Annotated in this window: 21 protein-coding genes and 1 pseudogene; 11 read left to right on the forward strand and 11 right to left on the reverse strand. The window is 57.6% G+C overall.

The genetic code is table 11. The features are described from left to right. Positions 1-85: 85 nt before the first annotated feature. Together LAO20_17870 and LAO20_17875 are read right to left on the reverse strand one after the other, a co-directional pair. The gene (locus tag LAO20_17870; protein MBZ5533301.1) at positions 86-2263 is read right to left on the reverse strand and encodes a carboxypeptidase-like regulatory domain-containing protein; all 2178 of its coding nucleotides are present in this window, start codon (positions 2261-2263) and stop codon (positions 86-88) included. 556 nt (positions 2264-2819) lie between these two features. After that, positions 2820-3257: a hypothetical protein gene (locus tag LAO20_17875; GenBank protein ID MBZ5533302.1), complete on the reverse strand. Its 438-nt coding sequence runs from the start codon at positions 3255-3257 to the stop codon at positions 2820-2822. A gap of 203 nt (positions 3258-3460) precedes the next feature. Here LAO20_17875 and LAO20_17880 point away from each other — a divergent pair, with 203 nt between their 5' ends. Then, positions 3461-3742: a transcriptional regulator gene (locus tag LAO20_17880; protein MBZ5533303.1), complete on the forward strand. Its 282-nt coding sequence runs from the start codon at positions 3461-3463 to the stop codon at positions 3740-3742. 300 nt (positions 3743-4042) lie between these two features. On the opposite strand, the gene LAO20_17885 is transcribed toward LAO20_17880, so the two are convergent. From LAO20_17885 to LAO20_17895, 3 genes are all read right to left on the reverse strand, one after another. Beyond that, the gene (locus tag LAO20_17885; GenBank protein ID MBZ5533304.1) at positions 4043-5143 is read right to left on the reverse strand and encodes a transposase; all 1101 of its coding nucleotides are present in this window, start codon (positions 5141-5143) and stop codon (positions 4043-4045) included. Then, positions 5134-5739: a hypothetical protein gene (locus tag LAO20_17890; protein MBZ5533305.1), complete on the reverse strand. Its 606-nt coding sequence runs from the start codon at positions 5737-5739 to the stop codon at positions 5134-5136. Before LAO20_17890 ends, LAO20_17885 begins: the two co-directional genes overlap by 10 nt. Positions 5740-6097: 358 nt before the next feature. Continuing rightward, positions 6098-6583: a peptidoglycan-binding protein gene (locus tag LAO20_17895; protein ID MBZ5533306.1), complete on the reverse strand. Its 486-nt coding sequence runs from the start codon at positions 6581-6583 to the stop codon at positions 6098-6100. A 279-nt stretch (positions 6584-6862) separates the two neighbouring features. On the opposite strand from LAO20_17895, the gene LAO20_17900 reads away from it, so the two are divergent. Next, positions 6863-8476, forward strand: a complete 1614-nt coding sequence (locus LAO20_17900; GenBank protein MBZ5533307.1) for a formate--tetrahydrofolate ligase — start codon at positions 6863-6865, stop codon at positions 8474-8476. Between the two features lie 95 nt (positions 8477-8571). Here the strand turns inward: LAO20_17900 and LAO20_17905 are convergent, their stop codons facing one another. After that, positions 8572-9486, reverse strand: coding sequence for a tail fiber protein (locus LAO20_17905; protein MBZ5533308.1), 915 nt, complete (start codon positions 9484-9486; stop codon positions 8572-8574). 243 nt (positions 9487-9729) lie between these two features. Then, positions 9730-10464 (reverse strand): hypothetical protein, encoded by a 735-nt coding sequence (locus LAO20_17910; protein MBZ5533309.1) that lies wholly within the window; start codon positions 10462-10464, stop codon positions 9730-9732. A gap of 299 nt (positions 10465-10763) precedes the next feature. On the opposite strand from LAO20_17910, the gene LAO20_17915 reads away from it, so the two are divergent. Further along, on the forward strand, positions 10764-10961 hold the full coding sequence (locus tag LAO20_17915; protein ID MBZ5533310.1) for a hypothetical protein: 198 nt from the start codon (positions 10764-10766) through the stop codon (positions 10959-10961). A gap of 835 nt (positions 10962-11796) precedes the next feature. Here the strand turns inward: LAO20_17915 and LAO20_17920 are convergent. From LAO20_17920 to LAO20_17935, 4 genes and pseudogenes are all read right to left on the reverse strand, one after another. After that, a pseudogene (locus LAO20_17920) lies at positions 11797-11958 on the reverse strand (type III secretion system needle length determinant). A 1088-nt stretch (positions 11959-13046) separates the two neighbouring features. Next, positions 13047-13766, reverse strand: coding sequence for a prepilin-type N-terminal cleavage/methylation domain-containing protein (locus LAO20_17925; protein ID MBZ5533311.1), 720 nt, complete (start codon positions 13764-13766; stop codon positions 13047-13049). 29 nt (positions 13767-13795) lie between these two features. Next, positions 13796-14356: a prepilin-type N-terminal cleavage/methylation domain-containing protein gene (locus LAO20_17930; GenBank protein ID MBZ5533312.1), complete on the reverse strand. Its 561-nt coding sequence runs from the start codon at positions 14354-14356 to the stop codon at positions 13796-13798. A gap of 37 nt (positions 14357-14393) precedes the next feature. Then, entirely contained in the window at positions 14394-15044 is a 651-nt protein-coding gene (locus LAO20_17935; protein MBZ5533313.1) for a prepilin-type N-terminal cleavage/methylation domain-containing protein, read from the reverse strand. A 719-nt stretch (positions 15045-15763) separates the two neighbouring features. Between LAO20_17935 and LAO20_17940 the strand changes: the two genes are divergently transcribed. The 8 genes from LAO20_17940 to LAO20_17975 all read left to right on the forward strand — a co-directional run bounded on the left by LAO20_17940 (position 15764) and on the right by LAO20_17975 (position 22850). Beyond that, entirely contained in the window at positions 15764-16759 is a 996-nt protein-coding gene (locus tag LAO20_17940; GenBank protein MBZ5533314.1) for a hypothetical protein, read from the forward strand. A gap of 192 nt (positions 16760-16951) precedes the next feature. Beyond that, entirely contained in the window at positions 16952-17416 is a 465-nt protein-coding gene (locus tag LAO20_17945; GenBank protein MBZ5533315.1) for a hypothetical protein, read from the forward strand. Positions 17417-17927: 511 nt separating this feature from the next. Continuing rightward, positions 17928-18368 carry a division/cell wall cluster transcriptional repressor MraZ gene (locus LAO20_17950; protein MBZ5533316.1) on the forward strand — a complete coding sequence of 147 codons (441 nt, stop codon included), beginning with the start codon at positions 17928-17930 and terminating at the stop codon, positions 18366-18368. Then, entirely contained in the window at positions 18368-19324 is a 957-nt protein-coding gene (rsmH, locus tag LAO20_17955) for a 16S rRNA (cytosine(1402)-N(4))-methyltransferase RsmH (protein MBZ5533317.1), read from the forward strand. Before LAO20_17950 ends, rsmH begins: the two co-directional genes overlap by 1 nt. 161 nt (positions 19325-19485) lie before the next feature. Beyond that, positions 19486-19668, forward strand: coding sequence for a hypothetical protein (locus LAO20_17960; protein MBZ5533318.1), 183 nt, complete (start codon positions 19486-19488; stop codon positions 19666-19668). After that, positions 19669-20187 carry a cell division protein FtsL gene (locus LAO20_17965; GenBank protein MBZ5533319.1) on the forward strand — a complete coding sequence of 173 codons (519 nt, stop codon included), beginning with the start codon at positions 19669-19671 and terminating at the stop codon, positions 20185-20187. A 137-nt stretch (positions 20188-20324) separates the two neighbouring features. Further along, positions 20325-22454, forward strand: a complete 2130-nt coding sequence (locus LAO20_17970) for a PASTA domain-containing protein (GenBank protein ID MBZ5533320.1) — start codon at positions 20325-20327, stop codon at positions 22452-22454. A 39-nt stretch (positions 22455-22493) separates the two neighbouring features. After that, on the forward strand, positions 22494-22850 hold the full coding sequence (locus tag LAO20_17975; GenBank protein ID MBZ5533321.1) for a four helix bundle protein: 357 nt from the start codon (positions 22494-22496) through the stop codon (positions 22848-22850). The last annotated feature ends 12 nt before the right edge of the window (positions 22851-22862 follow it).

A 22862-nucleotide genomic window follows, 5' to 3' on the forward strand; every position in this document is an offset into this window, starting at 1 on the left:
CGCTGGCGTTTTCTGGTCGGCTGGCGCCGAGATCGGATTGGCCAGAAAGCTTAGCACATCGTGTCACAGGGCCCCGCAGCGGCCATTACTGGTTGCGCTTCCAATCCGGCACGTAATATCCATGTGCGACTACACTGTAGCGAGAACCTGAAACGGGGAAAAAACCTGGAAAATGAACGAGTAGGCTTTCGCCTCGCCGCAATTGGACATACTGTCCGTCCTGATCCTGAAGGGTGCTGAGATCCGGCAGTAAGATTCTGGTTTTCCCTTCTGCTGTCATTTCGCGTACGAAGAGCTGATCGATGTATGAGACTTCAGGGTCCTCTTCTCTGATCAGAACAGTTCCATCGAAATCAGCTAGACTGATCTCATCGGTTGATTCTTTGTGAGAGCTGTTGAAACCGTACAGAATGTGTCCTTGTCTTTCCCATAAGTCCGTTCCCCGCGACTTTGCGTAGATATATGGGCAACTGCCGACGCCACCCCCACCTTCCCAGATCGCGAACACCTCCGGGTCGTACTGCCTCACTGGGTAGACAAATCCGTCCACCTCAATGTCATCCAGCATCAGCGATGTGCCCGTAACAAAGACCTTACCGAAAGCCGGGTCGGGATTCTCTTGAGTTAAATAGTGGTCGAAGACGCCAGATGGAAGAACCACAGGATGTGGATGGGCGGCGCCAGGTGCGGGGAAGCTCGGCAGTTCGACGTGCGTAACGCTCTGAATCTGCGAGCGCAAGTCCCTCCTTTGAGCAGTCGGAAGAGTCCTGCCGAATCCAAAGGCAGGTTCCTTAGCTGCGAGCACGACTGCAAGCGGGACTATTATTTTTTCCCCCGGTGCAAGAATCCCCTGTGGAATGAGAGTCGTCAGTTTCGATGTAGTAGATCGCAAAGCAGCCTGGTCGGCAGGAAATTCACGCAATCCCTGGGGGCTATGCTCCCTTATGCTGGCGGGCCCAATCCTGAGGGGCGAAGAGGAAGTATTCTCCAAAGTGACGACTCGGAGCTTGGTTGGCCGCGCGACAAAAGCTATCAACCATTCCTCCTCGCATCCTCCTTGATCAGGCCGATTCGCGGGAATGAGTGCGACCGCTGCGAACTCCAGCGGCATGGAATGACCGGCCTGTTGCATGAGCAAAGAATGCTCCCCTGCAAAGCGTCGCAAATCCTCCCCCGTTGCAAACCTCCAGAAGAAGAACGCCGGATTGAACCGAACCATGCCGGAGGAGGAGCCGGGCTCGAATAGCACCGAGCCATGTGTGCCGTCTAGAAGCCGTTCCGGCACGATTTCAAGGTGCCATTCGTCAGAACTTGTGTTTAAGGAAGCAACGTCCGCTGTAGTCGCCTGGCGAAACCAAGATATGCTGGGCGGGCTCCCGCTGAAAAACATCTTCCCTTCGTTCTTACGGCGGAAGTCCATCCAATCCACGGTCGCCCCGCCAGTGATCTCGACTCTGGCCCGATTCTCCTGGTTGGATTCGAATGGAGCACCCATCGGTTCGGAGAAGCTCCTAACCAAGGAACTCATCTCGTTGTACACGTGGTTGGGGACCAGGAAGGGATGTCCACCAAGCCGTTTGTCCCAAGCAACGTCGATTTCGCCTTTCATCAAGAAATCGATCGCCATACCGTCTACATCGAAATAAAACAGACGAAAAGGCGGCGTTCCCTGGGGCATAGTGATCAACATCTCATTCGGCTTCCGATTCAGGAAGTCAACAGGCGTTCTGCTTTTTATATCCTTGTACTGAACCTCGACAACGAGCTGCCCGATTTGCAGCCCACGTAGATCAACCTTCTCAAATCGGAATCTCCCGTCTGTGGTGGTCATTGTGTGCTCGATTTGGCCGTTGCGTAGGAGATTAACCAGAGCCCCATTGATTGGTTGCTTGGTGGCGCTTACCACCAGACCCTCCACGTCGCGCATTTTGAGGTCACGATACGAGTCGTAGGCGGCAGAGCTGGTTATTGCCAGAGCAGCGGAAAACAATACAAGTGTGGCAGCTTTTGTAAACCCATTGACCTGCAACAGGCGTCGCAGAATGACCGTTTCCCACTTTTGCTCCTTGTCCGCGGACTCCGAAGAAGGTCTCAGTTCATTCACACTGGCATTAATCGCTGCGAGAATCAGCGCCCCAACCTCAACGACGGTTTTGAAGGACGATCCGAGCCAGAGAGCAGCCGAACCAATGCACCAGACGACCCCCACACTAAAACTGATGAGCCAGAGAGTTGTATGTTGAGAACGCTTAGGTAAATCCACAGGCTTGCGACCTCACCCTTTCAAGATTCGGGTCAGAATACTCGATGAGACGTTATTCCTAAAGCTATTTCAGACTGTTTTAGCCCCGACGTGTTTGGACGCACCGTCGAGCAAGAGCGTGAGAATCGTCTGGCCCACCTCTGCCCGAATTTTAACTCCGCCTCGCCTCCTCGGGCGCAACCGCCGAGTCGAACTGATAGAGCGTCTGGTTTAAGAAGCACTTTGCTAAGTCACAGTTCGGAACTTCAGATCTGCCGGCAACCCCTCCCACAAATCTGCTCTGTCCGGCCCGTGATATGAATAAAATGCCCTAGAAAGCCACCACCCAATCCTCGCGGGTGGATCATCGATTTAGGGAGCAGACTATGGCAATTGCTCGCGATTCCGGACGTAAGGACGGAACGCAAATTGCGCCAGGAGGACATGATTGGGTACCGCTTCAGCCTGGCTCACTGGCAGATGATTGAGGCCGGAGCTCGAGCACCCTCTTCACGCTGTTGCGCGTATGCGACTCGTGCGGCGTCACTCCAGAGCAGCTTGTGGCGGGGTTGGGTCATCATCTGCGCAAGCGTCGAGCAGCGGAGTGAGATGAGGACCGTTTTGACTTGCGGGCAGTACCCGGTTGCGAGCGAAGTGTTTTGCTCCTTTTCAAAGCGGGTGGTTTCTTGCCTTGTCTTGCCAATTCCCTACGCCGCTCCTCGGCGTGGATAAAAACATCGTCCGGGTCGCGCAGTTCCTTCTCCCGCGCCAGCCTCGCTTTGCCGAACCGAAACTGGTCGTGGGACTCAACTTCGTCCATGGCGATCATCACGTCCTCGTTGATTTCCGCCTGCAGTTCCTGGGCATAGGACTGGTAGAGCCGGGTGAACTTCGGGCTCAAGATCCCGGATTCCCCCAGAGCGCGGCAATTCGCGACGATGTTGGCGAATGAGAGATTGAGGCGATAGATCGTATGATAAATGCGCAGTTTCCCGGCGGCGTCACGATCAGCCATGGTCGCCTCTAACAAAGATGCTCCGGGAGCCGGCTTGCGCTCGCTCGGGGGAGGCGGAGACGGGAATGTCGGGGCCGTTGTCTTTTACCCTCAGGAGCCAGAAAAGAGCATCGAACAGCAGGTCTAAAAGAACGTTAAAGAACCTGGATTTCATAGCCTGGAAATGATCTCACAATTTGATTATGGTAATCAACTATATAGTTATGGAATTCCGTTTCTTGGGGTTGCGAGCGCCTCCGTGTTACGGTCGCTTCGTGATCACTGGAAGACAGTTGCGCGCCGCACGGGTCTTGCTCGGCTGGGAACAAATCGAACTGGCGAAGCGCTCTCGCGTCGCCATTGGCACTATCCGCCGTATGGAGTCTTTCAGCGGCCAAATCGGCTCGCGTACCTCCACACTCTCCCAAGTCCAGCAGGCGCTGGAAAAAGCAGGAATCCAGTTCCTCAATGACGAGAGTCCGGGCGTACGCATCAGAAAGAAATAAATGCTCAAATTCTTGGGGTTATGTCGCCATGATAGCGTCGTGCCTTGATATATAGGAAAGATAAGAACTCATTTCAGTCACATTCCGCCAGATGAGTTGTCCTTGTGTTCATCTATAGGAAAAACAAGAATTCATTTCAAACCTGCGGAGTGCGCTCAAGAAGAGGGTTTGTCTTAATGTGATGGGCGGCGAGACGAAAAATGAATGTGAATCGTCATTAGTTCTGTTTCCGATCTCACATAAGGATCCAAAAAGACAGAGCTTTCCCCGATTCTTGGGACAGTTGAATGTTAGCTCGCGCTACGCTGCAACCGGACAGTACTGGCCAACATATTGCATCGGTTGGCCGCGACTATCAATCCGCGGATTTCTCCCAAAATACTTCATGATCATCTCTGCCCAAGACAATCGGCGTGGGCGGGGGCGTCGGGTTTGGCCCAGCAGCTTGAACATGATGGCGAAAACACGGCTCCGGGAGCGAGGCGCCAGCAAACCGTAGTAGCGGACGGAATGCACGTATTTATCGGGTACGTGATCCGCTAGAATCTGGATGAATTCCTCTTTAGTCAGCTCGTCCAAAACGGTCTCTTTGGTGGCAGTGTCTTTGGTCAAGAATTTAACCGTCGGCCCGTCGATTTCCTGGAAACGATGTTGCGCAATGGGAGGCCTCCGGATATAGCGGGCTGCATACCCCAAGAAATGGCTTTTTGAAATACGTTCTTGCATATCAACATGCCAGCCGACTTCGTATTTGTCTGCAAGTAGTTCTCGCAACTCCCAGCTTTTCAAGTCTGATTTCAGTATTCCTGCCTCAAGAGCCAGGCGGAGATATGTGATGACGCCATGTTTCCACAACTTCATGAAGCCCACCGGATTGAGGGTCAATCCTTCTATCCAGCGGCTTTCCACTTCCGAAAGGCCGCCGGCGGAGACCAGCATATGAAGGTGCGTATTGAAATTCAGGTGCCGCCCGAAAGTGTGCTGCACCACCAGGATAAGCGGCCGTATTCCATACTTGTCTTTCATCCACTGCAATACCGCTTCACCGCCCATGGTAGGGAGGTCATGCAGCAAGTGCCGGTTTTGTTTAAAAATACCCCAGAAAACATCGGGCATGGTAAAGACAAGTCCGGCATAGGGGACATCCGGGAGCTGGGTCCACTGCTCCCGTTGCCATTGAAGCGTCGCTCGATAACCGCAGCTAGGGCAGGACCGCACTTTACATGTGAAATAGACGCGTCGTACCTCCGTTTCAGAGGCATAGATTTGCCAGCCCAACGCGGGAGTTCTGCATGCGATCATCTTCCTGAAGCTTTCGCGGACGCACGCGCGAGTACCGTCGTGATCCCAGGCAGATCGCGCGTCCTTAAGGATCTGCTTCATCGGTTCTTCTAAGGACATGGAAGGGCCTCCTCCCGAAATCCAAGACGTTGGGCTATGTCTTCTGAAAGGGCAAGGATTGGCACCGATGCCTTGATGAAGATCACGTCCACGGCGCCGAGCGCTTCTGGTGCCAGAGAGCCCAACCGGCTTACAGTCTCGCTCAAAGTTGCATTCTTCCACCGGCTTGCTGATCGGCGTTTAGACTTCAGCTTCTTCACCTGCCGCGCAACCAGCTTTTCTGCAACTCTCTCCATGCCGCGATGTCGCCTATAAAGCTTCAAACTCTCGCACTGGCAGATGCGTGATTCTTTGGACCATCTCCAAGCCCTATCGATCTTGATCTCTCCGTTGCACAGTGCTCGCACGATTTCCTGATCGCCAGTCTTAAGGACTTCGAGCAGCGCATTCAGCCTGGATGCGGGAACCTTAATGCCGAGTCGCGCATAACTCGGGTGCGGCCGGAGGTCACCCACCAGCCAGGGAACAAGTTGGTCTCGCATATGTGTAACCGTGGGGGAATTATGGGAGGAAACGCTCTGGCCATTTTGTTGATTTCTTGGTTCCGAATCCGGCGAGATACGTCCGCGATTTTCCGAGAATTGAGATTCAGCCATTGCCCAAAACCTGGCGTCGTCACGGGCAGGTGCAGGACACGTTGCGGAAGAAGCGCCGTTATCCGATTTTCCAAAAGGAATAAGCGGTCCAGCTGTCATTCAGGCACACGGCGATCGGTGTGTGCCGTAAATGTGCCATACGGCGACAACTGGCTGTCAACTTCCAGCCACTTCTGCAACCTTGGCGATACCTTCCGTGCGAGCGTAAGTTGGGGGTAAGTGATTGATTTGATTTGACGAGCAACTATTTTTGGCTGCTCACGCTTTCATGCCTCCGAAGCAACAGGCCGGGAGTTCGAATCTCTCCGGGCGCACCATCACCCCTTGAGTCGTTCGTCAGAGAGATCCTTTGTTCTGGTCAGTCGTTCTCTGGCGCAATCGGCTTCTCGCGGCCCAGGCGGCCGCTTTCAGGAACCGGAGATGTCTTGACTGCCTTGTGCAAAGTCTTCGGTGTGCGACCAGAACCCTTCGTCCATAGAACGCGTGCTGAAGGCTTGCTCTGCGAAGGATCGCGGACTACCTCCTCGCGACGCAAAGGGCTGACGCCGAGTTTGTGCGCCGTCAGTGCATCAAGTTGTCCTGTAACCGGCAGGTTCTCAGCTTTCTGAAATCCGCGAATGCTCGCCCGGGTCCGGAGACCGAGGACGCCATCCATCTTTCCGCGGTAGTGTCCTTTGCCCCACAGAGTTTGCTGCACCTTCTTGACGTCGGTTCGATCTCCGGCTGCCGGCATTTCTTTGCTGGAGTTGGCCTCCGCAGTGATCGGCGGGCCGGGTCCTGAAATCCCCGTCGTCAGCAACAGCAAGGCGATTCCGGCGCATACGGCTTTGCTGACGAAGAACATTCCCTCTCCTCTATTTGCATGCCAGGCCGTTGTACGGCGCAACTCTCCTGAACGGAAGGCGGACCGAAGACTTGGTCTCGCTCGCAAATGGTTCTCACAGAGAACTTTCTCATTTCGGAGGCGCCGAAGACTGGTCAAAAAAGCTCAGTTCGATGAACAGTCTGCAAGCGAATGAACGCTGTTCTGGCTTCTAGATCATCGGCCGGGGTGCGCCTTATACGTGTTTCCTTTTAGCCCTTGTCTGTTTCTCTGCCAGGCTTTAGACTCGACAGTTTGCTTATGAGCCAAAATTTACTGCCCATTCAGTCCATTGCCGCCAAGCTGAACTTGCCCGAAGCTTATTTCGAGCCCATTGGCCGCCACGGCGCCAAGCTCAACTTGGATATTCTTTCCGACCCCAAATTTCCCCGGCGTGGGAAGTTGATCCTGGTTACGGCAACGACACCCACCGCGTCGGGAGAAGGCAAGACCGTGACCTCAATCGGCCTGACCCAGGGTTTGGAGCGCCTTGGCCGCAGGACCATTATCACTTCGCGCGAGCCGTCGCTGGGGCCGGTGTTTGGTATGAAGGGCGGCGCTGCCGGCGGCGGACTCTCGCAGATCGAGCCCAGCCAGAAGATCAATCTGCATTTTCATGGCGACTTTCACGCGATCACGTCAGCCCACAACCTGCTGGCCGCCTTGGTGGACGCCCACCTCTTTCATGGCAACGACCTGCAACTCGATCCCGACCAGATCACCTGGCCGCGCACCATGGACATGAATGACCGCGCGCTGCGCCGCATTACGGTGGAGATCGGCGAGAAGAAGGGCGGGCCCACACGCAACACAGGTTTTGTGATCACCGCGGCGTCGGAGGTCATGGCCGTCATGGCGCTGGCCAGCGGCTTTGAAGATCTGCGGCGCCGGCTGGACGCCATCGTCGTGGGCGTCTCCAAGAGCGGAAAGCCGGTGCGCGCGGCCGATTTGAAGGCCACCGGAGCCATGATGGCGTTGCTGGCTGAGGCCATTCTGCCCAACCTGGTGCAGACCACCGAAGGCACTCCGGCCATGGTGCATACCGGCCCCTTCGGCAATATCGCTCACGGGACCAGCAGCATCGTCTCCCACAATATGGGAATCCGCCTGGCCGACTACGTGGTCAATGAAGCCGGATTCGCCGCTGATCTGGGAGCAGAAAAGTATTTTGATATTGTCATGCGATCGTCGGGCATCGCGCCTTCCTGCGCGGTGCTGGTGAGCACCGTGCAGAGCTTGCGCAACCAGGGTGAAGGCGATCTGGAGAAAGGCTTCCCCAACCTGGCGCGCCACATCCAGAACCTGAAGAACTTTGGCGTTCCGGTGGTGGTGGCGATCAATCGCTTCCCCAATGACACCGACGCCGACTTAAAGCGCATGGCCGATTACTGCGCCCAGCACGGCGCGGAGTTCGCCTTGAGCGAAGCCTACGCCAAAGGCGGCGCCGGCGCCGAGCAGCTCGCCGAAAAAGTAGTGCAGACGATTGAGAAGAACCCCAATCCCAACGTCCAACCCATCTACGCGCTGGAAGACGCCATGGAAGACAAGATTGCCAAAGTGGCCACCGGCATCTACGGCGCGGGCGGCGTCAACTTCAGCGACAAAGCCAAAGCCAAGCTACAACAGTTCAAGGACTGGGGTTTCAGCAAACTGCCGGTGTGCATCGCCAAGACGCAGTATTCGTTCACCGATAATCCCAAGGTCCTGGGGGCGCCCACCGGTTGGACGCTCAACGTGACCGACGCCTCGCTCTCCGCCGGTGCCGGATTTGTGGTGGTGATCTCCGGCAACATGATGCTGATGCCCGGACTGCCCAAGGTTTCGCGCGCGATGAGCGTGGACGTGAACGCCAAGGGAGAGATTATTGGCGTGTAACCGCTAAGAATAAGCAGACGCTCAAACGCAAAAATGCCCGCGGACAACGCGGGCTTTTTTGGTGAATCAGTTCGATTGCGGTTTATGAATTGGGTCTATCGCTTGGTGGGTATGATCCCGCTATCGCAGATAGAGTAGGTAAGTCCGTTGGGCGCTGCACTGCGCAGATCAGGGACGCCGAAGGTAGTCTTGCCATCGCCGCCAAACCTGGTTCCCAACTGGTTGAACAACGCCGGGTTCTGTGCAATCTGCAATGTCTGGCCGTCCGCGGGGACACCCGAGGTAACCGAGCCGGCACTCAGAATGATTTCGCCGATGTTGCAGGAGCGTCCGTTGCCAGCAGCTGCTCCTTGTGTATTCGCGCCAAAAAGATTGCTGGAGTTTCCGGGAGGGCCCTGCGGGCCTTGCTGCCCGGTCTCACCTTTGTCGCCCTTGGGACCTTGCGGTCCAATAGGGCCGATCGGTCCGATGGGCCCGATAGCTCCCTGCGGTCCGGCAGGTCCCTGCGCGCCAGCCTTGCCTTCCGGACCGGCGGGGCCTTGCGCTCCCTGCGCGCCGGTGTCTCCCTTGTCGCCTTTGTCGCCCTTCGCTCCGACGGCGCCGATGGTGGCGTCAAACTGCGCGGTCCTGCTGTCAGCGTCATCGCCGTCGTCGCCCTTCTTGTCGCCGCGACGATTGCTGGCGCGGGTGACCCGCAGAACGTAGCTTCCCGGCGCGATCTTAGTCGGCGCCACCGTGATGTGCGTATCCGTAAACGAGTGGACGGACTGGTCCAGCCCATCCAGTACAACAGCCGGCGGAAAGGCGTTGCCAAAGCCTTTGCCGAAAATGTCCATTTGCACCGGGCTGGGATTGCCGGAGTCAAACGTGAACGTCACTTTTTCGATGACCGGGACTTGCTGTTTCCCTCCGTCGTCGGCGCGCACGATTGCGGACGCGCAAGAAAGCATCAGGAAGAGTCCGAGTGTAGTGGCGGAGGCAAAGCTCCGCGCAAAGCTGTTGCGTCGCATGATAAAAGTCCTTACTTCAAATTGTGAGGGGACCTTTGTTCGTGCTGGTAGAGGCTGAACCACATCAGCCTTGCGATCTTGGAAGTGGCGACAACAACTTGCAGCGAACTTGGGTGCATTCTGGGCCAAGTGGCCGGATCAGGCAAGTTACCGCCGGAACTGGTGGGCGAACCAGGCTTGTAAACAGCCACAGTAAGAACCTGAGGTGCAAAGAGTTACGGCGCAATCGCGGGCCGCGGCTGGTTACAGATCGGGGCCGTTCTTGCCCGTCATTTTGCTGAGCTGGAACTTAGCTTTGAGTTTGACCTTGCCCGCCTGGCTGAAGAACTCAATCTCTTTTTCGTCTGCCGGGATGGCGGGTTCCCCGGCTGCCGTTTTTCGCGGAAACTTGAACGTCAGCTGGTAGGGCGTGGTGCGGCCTCCATACTTGGCGATGAGCACGGACTCCGGCGCGATCTTCTTTTGCGTCTTGGGATCCACCAGGTTGGTAATCTTGATCAGCCCGTCCTCGTCCAGTCCTTCAAAGGGTGTCATGTCCGGCGAATTGACGATGATGATGTAATCGTCCGGCGTATCTTCCAGCAAATCGTCGCCTTTTTCCGGGTCCACGCGGCCGCACAGCGAAGACTGGCGGAATTTGGCGGCGCGAACCGTGCGCGACGACTGCCAGGTGACCTGAAAGATCACAATGGACTCGGTAGCTCCCGTGGCCCAGGAGGAGGGCGTTCTGTCCCCCTTGCCCCATTCCGGCCGGCCGTTGCAGTCCACCGGCAGGGGCGTAAGGAAGTGGGTGGAGCCTTTGAGCCACGGCGCTCCAACTTCCACCATCTTTACCCAGGGCGAATCAAAAAGGATCTTCTGCACGTCCTCCATCGTCCAGGCTTTGTACTCTTTGTCCTTCCACGGGTCGGCGGCAAATGCGGTGATGGCGATCGCCGCCACACAGATTCCCACGAGCATCTTGAGCGGCGCTCGCAAACCAGTTTCAGCCTTGCGGCGTAAGGGATGAACTGCGGACGGTCTGGCGAATGGACGCATAAGGGCCCTCGTTGCAGATGAAGTGCACTAACTTTTCGTTTCTGGATTTGTTTCGGACGGCGCTATTGTAGGTCTCGGGTTTTGGCGGAGTCAATCTTTATCATGGCTGCCACGCGCTCATCTCATTGTTTGCATTTTGGTTATCATCTGCCGGCCCGGTCACACGCCCGGTGTGGCCTTTTGTGCCGGAAGGGAACCGCCAGCCGCCGCGCATCGTATAACATTTGGGAGAGGCCTCTATGTTGACTTTTTTGCTGTGGTGCATCCTTTTGGTGGTGTGCTGGCCGCTGGCCCTGATCGCCCTGGTCCTGTATCCCTTGGTGTGGTTGATTCTGCTGCCTTTCCGCATCGTGGGCATCGCCGTGGGCGGGGTGCTGGAACTGCTGCGCTCCATCATTTTCCTTCCGGCTCGCGTCCTGAGCGGACGCCGGGCTTAGATTTCCCCTCGCCAGGTTTTGCGCAGCGCCGGCGCCTCGACGGGCAAGCGCGGGGGAGCCTCGCAAAAAGTCAGGGACGCGATTTTCCGCGTCCCTGTATCTAATGATTGTAGATAGAAGCTCAGCCAAATTCTGGCCGGGTAGGCACCGGCGGTATCTCTCAGAGCGATGACTCCGAAGAGCCCACAACTTTGAACGGCGCCGCCCCAAAGATCACGTCAATCACATCGCAACTGTAGGCGATGCTGAAGCCGGCGACGCCCGGTGTTGCCCGGTCCGTTGCGGTTTGCAAATTCAAAGTGGTCCCTGACTGCAACAACAAGCCACCCCTGATAAAACCGCTGGCGCCTGGGCCAACTACGAACTGGCCATTGGTGCCTTGCACCAGGACCAGTCCTGTCCATTGCAAAGTAGCGTTGTTGATTTCCAGATCATTGGGGACCACCAGGATGCCGAACCCAGACAGGCTTGCTCCGGACGAGAGCTTTAGGTTCGGGTCCGTGATCACCACGATGGCCGGGTTGGCGCTGGTGCCATAGCTGGGCGCCAGACTGGCTGCGGACACCGCGAAGTAGTTAGGCTTACTGTTGTTGGCGGCGACGAACGTATTGAGCGCCGCAATGGAATTCTGCATCATCAAGGCGCTGCCTGACTGGTAAACCGTGGAATCTGCCTGGTTCCCTGGTCCGCCAACAAACGGAGACGTGGCGTTCACCGGCAGTGTCACGGCGGGCACCTGAGGCGCAAAGAAAGCTGAGGTGGCCAGCAGTTCCGGGGCCGCCAGATTGAGATTGGCGTAGCAAGTCGGGTCGCTCGGATCGCAGCTTGTGCTTGGCGGCAGCGGTGTGGGCGTCGCGATCGGCGTGGGCGTTGGCATGGGCGTGGGTGTCGGAGTCGAATCATGGCCGTCGTGACCGTGGTGGTCTCCACTTCCGCTCGGCGTCGGTGTCGGAGTCGGAGCCGGCGTGGGCGTCGGAGTCGGACTCGAAGTCGTGCTGCTGCCTCCGCTGGTGATGAACCGCGGAGTTGGGTCCGTGCCGCGCACCCACCACAAACCGGGCGTGCAGGTGTTGCTTCCGATGCTGCTGCCATCAGCATTGCAGGAATTATTGGCCACGGTCACGATGTTGAAGCGCAGATCGTCCAACGACTGTTGCAAACGGCTGGAAGTCTGCGTGGTATCCGATCCCAATGCGGAAACGGCTGAGCAGCGGCCGCTGCTGGAAAGTGAGCCGTCCACGGCATGCGGCCGGCCGTCAATCGCCGTGTTGGGAATGCCTGAGCCCGAGGTGCCGAACAAAACTGCGGCGTCCGGAGCGTCCATGGTGATGGCCCCAGGAGGGCGAATCGAAGGCGCGGCCACTTCAGCGCGCAATACCTTGCTGGCGCTCAAGCCCGCGGGGCCGGGAGTGGCTGCCAGCGCGGTCAGCATGTATACCGTCTGCATGCCGTTGGCGTCACAAGCCGGATTCACGCCGCCGGGCGAGACTTGTTCGGTTTGTCCGTCCCAGCAAACGCGCGCCCCGGCCAGAGCGGCAGAGTCCACGGGATAAGGACCAATGCCGTTGGTCTTCATGTTGATGCGGACCCATTTGTAACCCATGGGGCCGATGGCCGGCGTCATGGCAGCTTGCGGCGTCAGGTTCCACCCTGCGGTCGAAGGCACCACGTTGCATTTTGTCCCGTTCGGAACGCCGGACGGGTAGTCATGACAAAGCTGGGTGTCAAAATAGCGGTTGCTGGGGTCGGTGGGATCAACCACCTCGCCTCCCGCCGGATTCAACACGTACAACACGCCGCCGGCGTTGCCGGCCACATCTTGCGGCAGCAGATCCGCCAGGCCTCCGCCTGCGGGATTGGTGGCCCAGGGATACTTCAGCCGGTCGCGGACTTCTTCCACGCCGGAACGCGCCGCGTAATAGGTGCTCAAACTGGTCGAGTAGTTGGCGTCAATGCGGGTCTCTGTGTCCGCTGACAGCACCATGAACAAGCCAATCGCTGACAGCAGAAGCAGCGCAAACAGCGTGAGCAGCAGGGCTGCTCCGCGCTCTCTGGTCCGAATTGCTGTGGCCATGGCGATTTTCATCATTGGCTCAACCTTGAGGTTGCGGACATCGAAGTTCGCATGTAGCCCCCGCTGGCCGGATCACGAAGCGTGGTGACCAGGCTGAGATTGATCTTGATGGTACGGATGGAAGCGATGGTGGCTTGACCGCTTGTCGTGGAGATGTTCACTCCTCCAGTTACGTCTATCGGATTGCCATTGATGTCATAAAACGCAAACAGGTCCTCGCCGGATTGTCCCGCGCCGGTGCCTGGGGGATAGACCTGGTTGGTTTCCGTGTAGTTAATGGTTGTCGGCTGCGCCAGCGGACTTCCCGGTGTCTTGGGTACGGCGTAACGCCGTACGCAGGGGCAATTGGGATCATTGGAATCGCTGGCGACGTAGCCGATGGTCACGCTGTAGACCTGCCCTTCCTGGTTGACGTCGCCTTCCATCAGAATGCTCGTGGGCGAAACCGCCACCAGGCCCGCGGCCACGCGGGGATCAGTGTTGTCCGGCATGCTGGCATACATGGAAGACTTGGGATAGCCGGCCATGTGCAGATCGCGCACCGTCTGGTCCAGAAACTCGCGCGCCTGCTGGCTCATGTCCAGTTTCATGGCTTCCGATGCTGACCTTTTCTGCATGCTGTCAACCTGTTCGAACACCGCCGCGGTAATGACGCCGAAGATGGCCACGGCAATCAACATCTCCAGCAGGGTAACGCCCGCCGCCGCGCGGCTACTGCGCTGTCTGGCCATGGTCGCTGATGATGGACGGCGCTGCGCCATTACAAATTCCCCCGATAATTATGCAAAGTAACGGGCCGGGCAAAAACCGCCGCCGGGCTCGCGTTGCCAACCATGGCTTTGGCGCTCACCGTAACCAGTTGCGTACCCGGCGTTGGGCCGGGATCAATTCTCCAGCGCACGTCATACCGTACACCCGAACCTGCCGGGCACCCGCCATACTGCATCGAGTAATTGGGGACTGGCGCCTGGGTGTAGTCCACGGCTGCGTCAAACGCTCCCGGGGCAATTAGCGGCGAGCCGCCGGGATTTGTATCCACAACAAAAGCGTTGCCGGCACAATCGTTGACCTGCGTCATCGCGGCAGGACCGGTTGCGCTCTGCGGAATGGCCACGATCTTTTCCATGGTGCTCTCAGCCAGGGTGGCCGCGGTGGTGTTCAGCTTGGAGCGTCCGTTATTGGCCGTGGCCACAAAGATGATCCCCATGCTCCCTAGCAGCCCTACCGTCAAAATGGTCATCGCGATCAGCAGTTCGATCAGGGTGAAGCCGCCTGAGCGCCCGCGGGAACTGGAACACCGAATTTGCGCCACTGTTTTCATTTCGTCTTCTAAACTAACTTCTCCTGGACCAACTTCCCTAATTCCAACTTCTTCCACCGCCTGGGGCCGGCGTGTAAACCCATATTTTGACCCTGCCCGTGGGGCTCACGGTGACCGCGGCGTAGGAAATGTCCACCGTGGAACGCTGCATCTGCAAATATTGCACCCAGGCCACCGAGCCGGAGGGAATCAAGTTCACGCAACCGGACGTCGTGGATGTTCGCTGGCACGGCAGGCCGCGTCCGTTCCAGGCCAGGCCCGGCACCATGTGGTCCTGCTGGTTGTACATCACGGAGCTTTCCAGGGAGATGGGCGTGAAGCCCAAGGTGGTCTGGTCCATGGTCACGGGCAGTCCCGTGTTGTTCAAAGTGACCAGCCCAGACAACTGCACTTGCGGTTCCGTGGGAGCACAGAGTCCATCGCCGTCCAGGTCCAGGCAAACCTGCGCTGGACGCGCGCCCGGCGGCGTGCTCAACACTTCGTAATAGGTGTTGTCCTGGGTGGACCGTATGCGGGCCTGCTGATAAAAGCTGGCCAACTGCTCGGCGGCCGATTTCAGTTTGGCGTTGTCCACCACGCGGGAGATGCTGGGGAGAGCAAGTCCTCCGACGACCAGCATGATCGCCAGAACGATCAGCAGCTCCGTCAGGCTGAACCCCGCTCGTGATTTCTTTTCCGCCAACCTCACTCCACACCTTCCTGGACAAGCTGTGAGCTCGCTCGTTTTTTGAGCGACAAAAAGGGCCCTATCAACACATAAGTGCTTGCATGCATCCGAACCATCTACCCTGGCAAGGGGGGCTGCCAGGCTGTCATACGCGAGTAGATTTCAGATGACTTTCGTAAGGTTACTTTGGTACCCAAACATAGTAGCGCACGTGCAAGTGTGATCTGTTAATAATCCACTTAAGCTATTGATTATAAGCTAATTATAATTATTTCCCCAGTGCCTAAAAATGGGTCAAATGGCCACCTTCTAAGGCGGCCGTCCGGCCTCCGGGTGCTGTGTTCTTATGGCCCTGACCGCTAGGCCATTGGCCATAAGAACAACAACCTCGTGCATATACACAGCAAATGTTTTCATGTCGAAACGTTCTCCGTCACACGTTCTGCGTGACCGCCAGGTTTCATCCAGAGCTCTTCGCGGTCCTTCAGGAAGTCTCCGGATCTTCCGCCAAGGCTTGGTTCTTTGTCGCCACCGTCTTCAAAAAGGGCGACTGGTTGTGATTCGTCGATGGCAGGAAGAGGAACCCAACACCGGTTTTCAGGCTTTGGACTCGTCTGGCTGGGAGAGCAAACTTAGGCCACCACTGCTTGGTATAATCGGTTGCCTTCTTGCACAGGGAACCTATCCCCCAGGGGATCGAGTTTCCCTGCATCCTAGGTATGTATCACCAGGAGGACCGCATGGCTTCGCGTCTTTTACTTCTAGTCGTCATAGTTTCTCTTACTTTCCCGGTTTCCAGCCTTTCCCAGCAAGCGTGTAGAGCCGAGTTCTTCGTCGGTGTGATCGGCGCCACGGGAGACAGCTTCCGTGGACTCGGCGCGGACGACTTCTCGGCGCGCGCCGCCAAGTCCGCCATCGCCATCAAGTCGGTCAGCTTCGATGATGGTCCGCGCCGCGTGCTGTTTGTCGTAGACAACGGCAAGAAGATCAACAGCAACACTAGAAAAGTTGAGATCGAAATGGTGAATGCCATGATGGCCGCAGGGCGTCCCGGCGACACTTTTGCTTTGATCGCCACCCATGGAGCAAACCGCACTGCCAAGTTTGGCGAAGAACGCGCCAATTTGACCTCTGTTCTGGCCCAGGAGGTGGACAGCAAATCCGGAGCCACGGTGGGCGCACTGGACGCGTTGATGGAAGGAATTGAATGGTTCGGAGCTCCGGCCAATGGTGACGCGATTGTGGTCATCGCCGCTGAACTGGAGGGCAGCCACAAGGCCAATCCTAAAGCAGTCGCCAAGGCCCTGGCAGAGCATCGCATCCGCATGTTCGGTTTAGCGTTGGGCCCGGTGGCCACAAAGAGTGTGGTAGCCGGTGGGACGATGACCTCCACCACGTCCCAGGGATTGGCATACACCACGCCGGGCGTCGGGGACATGGTGTACAACACCGGCGACGAAAATTTCTTTCCGCTTACCAGCCGTAGTGGCGGCCTGGTGCTGGGGGTGCTCGGCGGATCACGCCAGGCCTACAATCTGGAGGATCCCAAAACAAAACAGATGCTGGGACAAAAAGCCCGCCAGGTCTTCAGCATGATCGGCACGTTTTATCGTGTGGAAATTGTGCCGCCGCAGCTCTCGCATCCGGAAGATATTAAAGTGGATGTAGTGGAGCGGATCCACAAAATCGCCCCGCAGATGTGGCTTCTGTATCCAGTGGAACTGGGTCCCTGCTAAAGCACCGCAAGCAAACAGCATTCGCATAAACGGTGCACCGCCTCAATGACGGCGCATCACGATCTTCCTGGTTCCGCCCGTCCTGCGCAACTAATGCCTTCTGCCGGGTTAATACGTCGCATAGCGCTTTCACCTGGAGGAATTTGGAACGAGGGAGAGATCTTTACTATGCGACGAAATCTGGCTCATCTAATGGCACTGGCAGTTCTGGGACTGGGGACCGCGGCTTTTGCCCAACCCACGGGCGACGGTTCTGATCTTCGCAATGACCGCAGAGATGTGCGGCAAGACAAACGCGACCTGCGCGGCGACCGCAGGGACATCCGCTCCGATAAACGCGATCTGCGGGCCGATCGCACCGACCGCAACGCCGATCGCCGCGACCTGAACCGCGACAATCGTGACCTGGCCCGCGACCGCCGCGAGCGCAACCAGGACCTGAGAAACGGCGATGTCCGCGACGCCAGGAAAGAACAGCGCGACATCAATCGCGACAAGCGCGATATCCGCAGCGACCGGCGCGACCTGCGCGCTGACAAACGCGACATACGCAACGACCGTCGCGACCTGAGCAAAGACCGCAGGGATGCGCGCAGCGACAAACGGGACATCAAGCACGACCGGCGGGACATCCGTCGCGACAAGCGCGGCAAGTAGAATCTGACTCGAGAATTCGAAGCGAAGCCCTGGGGGCATTCCCCGGGGCTTTTCTATTTTGGCCCGAGGTGAATCGGTCGGATTCGGCTACTTGGGTGGGATAAGTGCGCTGCCGTACCCCATTCGGCTCCAGATTGCGGCTGCAAACGCGCGGTTGGAACGGATTGTGCGAGAGCCGAGGGGATCAGAACCCCATGAGTAAACACTACATCTAGTGTTCGTCGTCAAGCGCTTCCACAAGGCACAGGAGTCGCCCCGGTGAACTGTAATTTCCACAGGACACCCCAAAAATAGTCCTTGACACAGATAGGGTTAGGCGTACGATGTGGTAGAAAGTGGTTTGAAGTGGTACAAAAGTGGTTCGATCTAGGGGTAAGTGGCCAGAAGTAGAGCAAAGGGCAAATGAACCATAAAAACCCCCAAATTGCGGTGACCGAGCCAGTAAATCAGCAAGAAATGGCCGTTTTTGCCTCCGTTCGACCGGCAAAAGCCGGAATGGAAGTAAGACCCAATGTTTCGCGGCAACCATCCAACTCGCGTGGACGAAAAGGGACGGCTCAAGGTCCCCGCGGAGTTCAAGCGCCTCATAGACGAGAAGTACGGAACGCAATTTTACATCACTTCTTTGGACGGAAAGGTTGCTCAAGTATATCCCTTCGAGGAATGGCAGCGGATCGAGCAGAAGCTGGCGCAGCTATCGAATTTCAACCCGACCAAGAAAAAGCTTTTGAGCCGCACCAACTATTACGGCCAGGTTGTCGAGATGGACGGGCAGGGGCGCTTGCTGATGCCGGCGCTGCTGCGCGACGCGGCCGGGATCAAGGGCGAAGTGGCGGTGGTGGGCAATCTTACTTACCTGGAAGTGCAGAGCATCGAGCGCTACCAGAAGGACATCGAAGACAACCCGATCACGTCGGACGATGAGAAGACACTCGACGAACTGGGCATCTAGTGGCGCGGCAAGAAAACGATTTTGGCTCGAAAAAAGCTCCCGAGGGGGCGCATGGCGGTGGAAAAGCGGCTGGCCATGTTTCAGTTCTTTTACAAGAAGCGATCGACTTTTTGGCAATCCGTCGCGGCGGGACCTATATCGACGCGACCCTGGGTTTGGGCGGCCACAGTTTCGAAATTGCAAAGCGCCTCAGCCCACAGGGTCATTTGATTGGCTTCGATAAAGACACCCACGCGCTGGAGCAGGCAGGGCAGAGGCTTTCGGAGGTCGGAGGTGATGCTCCGAAAATCACTCTGCTGCATAGCTCATACGCCGACGTCGCCAGTCACGTGCCGCCCGCATCTGCGGACGGGCTGCTGGCCGACCTGGGCGTGAGTTCGCTCCAGTTCGGGGACCCCCGGCGCGGATTCAGTTTTCAGGCGGATGGACCGCTCGACATGCGGATGGACCCGCAGGGTGAGCGTACCGCCGATCAAGTGGTAAACCACATGCGCGAAGAAGACCTCGCAAATGTGATTTACGAATTCGGTGAGGAAAGGAGGTCGCGGAGAATCGCCAGAGCCATTGTCCGGGCGCGGCCGATAAGAAGTACCGCTCATCTGGCACAAGTCATATCGGCTGCGCTCCGGTCAATGAAACAGCGACACGGGGCTCGGGAAAAGATTCATCCGGCGACCAGGACTTTCCAGGCAATCCGAATCTTCGTAAACCGCGAACTGGAAGACCTGCAGGCGCTGCTCGAAGCGGCGCCTAAGGTGCTGAAAACAGGGGGACGGCTGGTGGTGATCAGCTTTCACTCCCTGGAAGACAGAATGGTGAAAGACGCCCTCAGAAAAGGTAGGGAAGAGGGCATCTACAACGTTCTTACTAAGAGGCCAGTCGTCGGAACCGAAGCAGAGGTTGATCGCAACCCACGGTCACGCAGTGCGAAGCTGCGGGCCGCGGAGAGACTTTAGAGTTTTGCTTCTCGTGCACCGTGGTAGGGCAGGGAAGCGAGCAGGATTCCGGGAGGGCGCTGCCTTCCTCCATTACTTGGGCGAAAACTACAGGTTCCTTCCTTTGCATCGGCGCCTTCCCGGAACACAAAGATCCCTCGAGAAAGCTGAGGACCAAAGAAATGTTTCAAGGCACAACGATTGACGAGCTGATCAACAGCGTGGAGCGCGCGGAACAGAACGCGCACAAACAGACCGCTCACAAACAGACCGCTCACAAACAAAGCGAGGACGCCGTGGCGTTCTCTTTTCGCGACTATCCGCTCCGCCGCGTGGAGTTGCAGGAACTAACTGAGGTGGCTTAGATGTCAGCCGGAGCAATGAACATTACGGGCATGATTACGCCGGTGGATTTGCGCGCGGCAGACGCGCCTGCCGGTGCGCGCCGGGTGTCAGCCACGGCGGGGATCACGCCGGAATTCTATTTTCACAAGAATATTGATAATTCGCGCGTGGTGAAAGTCTCGGATCCGCGCCGCCGCCGGGAGATCCGCCTGTTTTCCGGCAGCGTGGCCGTGTTGTTCCTGCTCATCATGGTTTATTCCTGGCAGCACTTCAGTGCCGTGGAATACGGCTACAAGATTGAAGCGCAGAAATCTGAACGCGACCGCCTGGTGGAAGTGAACCGCAATCTTAAGCTGGAGGAAGCCGGCCTGCGCGATCCCGGCAGAATTGATGTGTTGGCGCGGCAGATGGGCCTGGAATCGCCCGAACCGGGTCAGGTCATGCGACTGAATGACGGCGACACGGATCGGCCGTCCGGTCTGGCGGGTGGTCCGGTGATGGCTCGTATGTCTCCGGTGGCAGTGGTGCCGGCGCAATAGCCGAAGGCATGTTGCCGAGATCGCTGCGGAAAAAGTTTAATCAGCAAGTTTGAGCCGGTTCGCCGGTTCATTCGATGGCGGACTCTGGAAAACCAGCTAGGGCCGCCATTACGTTTTTGTGGCGCTAAGAAACAAGCGTGGCCAACACTACTCCCAATCGGCGTCTCACCTACCTGGCCGCATTCCTGGCATTCTGGTTTGTGGCCATCTGCCTCCGTCTGGTTTGGGTGCAGGTGGTTTGCTACGGAGATTACGCTGGCAAAGCCGGCCGCCAACAACAGCGCACCATTGAAGTCTCCGCCGTGCGCGGCAACATCTATGACCGCAAGGGCAACGAGCTGGCCATGACGGTCACCGTGGACTCGGTCTTTGCCGTGCCATCTGAAATCCCCGACGTTCGCTCCGTTTCCCGGCTGCTGGGCAGCATTCTGAACAGCGATCCCATGGAAATCGAGCACCGTATGAGCGGGACACATGCGTTTGCCTGGGTGGCGCGCAAGATTGATCCCGCCCAGGCCGCGCGCATCCGCTCGCTCAACTTAAAAGGCATCTACTTTCAAAAAGAGTCCAAGCGGTTTTATCCCAAGCGCGAGATGGCGGCGCAGGCGCTGGGCACGGTGGGCATGGATGACACTGGCCTGACCGGGTTGGAGCGCGAATTTCAACCGCAGTTGGCGGGCAAACCGGGCAAGTTGCTGATCTCCATGGACGCCAAGAAGCGCTGGTTCGGACGCGTGGAGAAGAAGCCAGACCCGGGCGACAACCTGGTCCTGACGCTGGACGAAAACATTCAGTACATCGCGGAGCGCGAACTGGAGAAGGCCATCGCGGACACGCACGCGGAAGCGGGGACCATCATCGTAGAAAATCCGCGCACCGGTGAGATTCTTGCGCTGGCCAACCGACCCACATTCAATCCCAACCTGCTCAGCGCAACCGATCCCAGATCGCTCAAGAACCGCGCGGTGAGTGACATTTACGAGCCGGGGTCCACGTTCAAGATTGTCACGCTGGCCGCGGCGCTGGAAGAAAAGATCACCAATCCCGATGAAGTCGTGGACTGCCAGAACGGCTCCATCGTGCTCAACGGGTTGAAAATCCACGACCACAAATCTTACGGCGACTTGACCGTCGCGCAAGTGCTGGAGAAATCCAGTGACGTGGGCGCCATCAAGATCGCGCTGCGGTTGGGCGAACAGCGTTTTGACCGTTACATCCGCAACTTCGGTTTCGGCTCGCAATCGGGCATCGAGCTGCCCTACGAAACGCGCGGCATGACCAAGCCGGTGACCCGCTGGTCCAAGGTGAGTATCGGCGCAATTTCCATGGGCCAGGAGATTGGCGTTTCCCCGATCCAACTGGTGAGCATGGTTTCCACCATCGCCAATGACGGAGTGTACGTGCCGCCGCGGATCGTCGCCGGGACCACGCCGCCCCGCAGCACGCCGCAGTTGATTGCGTTTCATCCCGCGCTGGGGCGCCGCGTGATCTCCACCCTGACTGCCGCGCAAATGAAGAGCATGATGGAGGGCGTGGTGCTGCGCGGAACCGGCAAGCGGGCCATTCTGGATGGCTACAGCTCCGCGGGCAAGACCGGCACGGCGCAGAAGATTGACGAGAACGGCAGATACTCGCACCAAAAGCACGTTCTTTCTTTTGTGGGCTTTGCGCCAATCAACAACCCGGCAGTCACCGTGCTGGTGGTGCTGGACACCCCAACCGGCCCGCAGGATGGCGGCATGGTGGCAGGGCCGGTGTTTTCACGCGTGGCCCAGCAGGTGCTGGGTTACATGAACGTTCCGCATGACGTGGAGTTGCAGGCCCGGCGACGCATGACGCTGCGCGCGCAAGCAAAGAATGAAGATCTGACCGACGCTGCTCCGGATTACATCGCGGACCAGACAGCGACAGCGTCGGTTGCTGCACCGGCCAGTGCGGAGCCTGCGGGGCCGCAGCCGGCTGATGGAAGCACCAAACAGGCAGTCGCACAGGCGACTCCGGTGGCCAAGCCTTCTGCCCCTCCGCAAACTGCGCCTGTGATCATGACTGCGGCAGTGGTCCCGCGTGGGACTCTGGTGGTGGATGTCGGCGGCAGCGTGACGGTTCCGGATTTTCGCGGCAAGCCTTTGCGTACAGCGCTGGAAGAAGCCGAGTCAGCGGGATTGGAACTGGAAGTCAGCGGCAGCGGAGTTGGGAAAGAACAGTCGCCGGCGGCAGGAGCGAAAGTGATGCCGGGAGGACACGTGGTGGTGAGATTTGGAAGATGAAGCGATTTAGTAACTGGATAATTTGGTAATTTGGTAATCGTGAGCAGACAAGACGAGCTTCGTGATCGAACAAAGAAGTTTGCCATCAGGATCGTACGTCTCTTTCGCGCACTGCCGAAATCCATTGAAGCCCAAGTGATGGGGAAGCAGCTGCTGCGCTGTGGCACATCTGCAGCAGCAAACTATCGCGCCGCGTGCCGCGCCCGATCAAAAGCTGAGTTTGTCGCAAGAATCGGCATTGTTGCAGAAGAAGCTGACGAAAGCGTCCTGTGGATTGAAATGCTGGAGGAAACGAATGTTCTCAGTCGTGATCGGCTCGCGGAAATCGTGAAAGAAGCCCGTGAACTTACCGCGATTTTCTCTGCATCTCACAAAACTGCAAGGGACAATCGGTAGTTTCAATTACCA

The sequence above is a fragment of the Terriglobia bacterium genome (assembly GCA_020072815.1).
Lineage (GTDB): Bacteria > Acidobacteriota > Terriglobia > Terriglobales > Acidobacteriaceae > Angelobacter.